The organism is Streptomyces sp. NRRL S-118 (genome assembly GCF_000716335.1).
Taxonomy (GTDB): Bacteria; Actinomycetota; Actinomycetes; order Streptomycetales; family Streptomycetaceae; genus Streptomyces.
Genome location: NZ_KL591060.1, coordinates 820 through 1,360 on the forward strand (window position 1 = coordinate 820; position 541 = coordinate 1,360).

A 541-nucleotide genomic window follows, 5' to 3' on the forward strand; every position below is an offset into this window, starting at 1 on the left:
GAACGGGCCGATGGCGTCACGCCCGGTGGCCACCAGCTCCCACAGGTCCTCCGGCGAGGTGACCCCGCCCGGGTACCGGCAGCTCATGCCGACGATGGCAAGGGGCTCCCCGTCGCGGGACTCGTACTCGCGAAGGCGCGCGCGGGCCTGGTTGAGGTCGCTCGCCATCTTCTTGAGATAGCGGGCGATCTTCTCCTGCTGATCGGTGTTCTCTGCCATTTCCCCGCCCCTTGTCACGCTTCGCCGAACTCGGCGTCGATCATTTGGAAGACCTCGTCCATGGAGGTGGCCGCTTCGATGCGCTCGGCCGTCTCCGCCTCGTCGTCGTCCGTGACGACGGCGAGCAGGCGGCGCAGGCGCTCGGCCACCGGGCGCCGTTCGTTGTCGGCGATCGCGGCAAGCATGTCTTCCAGCTTCTTCAGTTCCTTCTCGATCGGAGGCTCGCCGGCGGCCGCGCCGCCGAACTCGGCGAGCAGCAGGCGGGCGATGTCCGCGGGCGTGGGATGGTCGAACACGAGCGTGGCGGGCAGGCGCACCCCGG

The 541-nt window shown here is 69.7% G+C and carries 1 protein-coding gene and 1 pseudogene; both read right to left on the bottom strand.

Annotation, left to right across the window (positions count from 1 at the left end):
• Positions 1 to 219 (bottom strand): beta-ketoacyl synthase N-terminal-like domain-containing protein (locus tag IH00_RS0136560; protein ID WP_158828219.1); only part of this gene is annotated, 219 nt, incomplete at its 3' end.
• A 14-nt stretch (positions 220 to 233) separates the two neighbouring features.
• Positions 234 to 541 (bottom strand): annotated as a pseudogene (locus IH00_RS39400) (polyketide synthase); the annotation flags it as partial.